Origin of the sequence: Staphylococcus sp. HMSC62B09 (assembly GCF_001839115.1) — a bacterium.
Lineage (GTDB): Bacteria > Bacillota > Bacilli > Staphylococcales > Staphylococcaceae > Staphylococcus > Staphylococcus haemolyticus.
In genome coordinates this window covers 1-667 of record NZ_KV840158.1, presented here as the reverse complement: position 1 = coordinate 667, position 667 = coordinate 1, and the positions used below count along the sequence as shown (strand labels likewise).

Sequence of the window (667 nt, the reverse complement as noted above, 5' to 3'; positions counted from 1 at the left end):
CTGGGCTAGCTGGATTCGAACCAGCGCGTGACGGAGTCAAAGTCCGTTGCCTTACCGCTTGGCTATAGCCCATTAATAAAATTAAGGGCGGTTGAAGGGAATCGAACCCTCGAGTGTCGGAACCACAATCCGATGCGTTAACCACTTCGCCACAACCGCCATGGCAGGGACAGTAGGAATCGAACCCACATCAAAGGTTTTGGAGACCTCTATTCTACCGTTGAACTATGTCCCTAAATTAAGATGGTGGAGGGGGGCAGATTCGAACTGCCGAACCCGAAGGAGCGGATTTACAGTCCGCCGCGTTTAGCCACTTCGCTACCCCTCCATGAGATGGTGCCGGCCAGAGGACTTGAACCCCCAACCTACTGATTACAAGTCAGTTGCTCTACCAATTGAGCTAGGCCGGCAATATATTGTTTTGATAAAATGGTGGAGAATGACGGGTTCGAACCGCCGACCCTCTGCTTGTAAGGCAGATGCTCTCCCAACTGAGCTAATTCTCCAATAATGGTGACTCCTACGGGACTCGAACCCGTGTTACCGCCGTGAAAGGGCGGTGTCTTAACCGCTTGACCAAGGAGCCATGGCTCCGCAGGTAGGATTCGAACCTACGACCGATCGGTTAACAGCCGATAGCTCTACCACTGAGCTACTGCGGAATAAT

Annotated in this window: 8 tRNA genes; all 8 read right to left on the bottom strand. The window is 52.3% G+C overall.

The features are described 5' to 3' along the window. Nucleotides 1–72, bottom strand: a tRNA-Gln gene (locus HMPREF3265_RS09825). A gap of 14 nt (nt 73–86) precedes the next feature. Next, nucleotides 87–159: transfer RNA gene (locus HMPREF3265_RS09820), tRNA-His, on the bottom strand. Nucleotides 160–161: 2 nt separating this feature from the next. Beyond that, nucleotides 162–235: transfer RNA gene (locus tag HMPREF3265_RS09815), tRNA-Trp, on the bottom strand. A 9-nt stretch (nt 236–244) separates the two neighbouring features. Further along, nucleotides 245–328: transfer RNA gene (locus HMPREF3265_RS09810), tRNA-Tyr, on the bottom strand. 6 nt (nt 329–334) lie between these two features. Beyond that, nucleotides 335–410: transfer RNA gene (locus HMPREF3265_RS09805), tRNA-Thr, on the bottom strand. A gap of 20 nt (nt 411–430) precedes the next feature. Continuing rightward, nucleotides 431–506: transfer RNA gene (locus HMPREF3265_RS09800), tRNA-Val, on the bottom strand. 5 nt (nt 507–511) lie between these two features. Further along, nucleotides 512–586 (bottom strand) — tRNA-Glu (locus HMPREF3265_RS09795). A gap of 1 nt (nt 587) precedes the next feature. Continuing rightward, a tRNA-Asn gene (locus HMPREF3265_RS09790) sits at nt 588–662 on the bottom strand. Between the last annotated feature and the right edge of the window lie 5 nt (nt 663–667).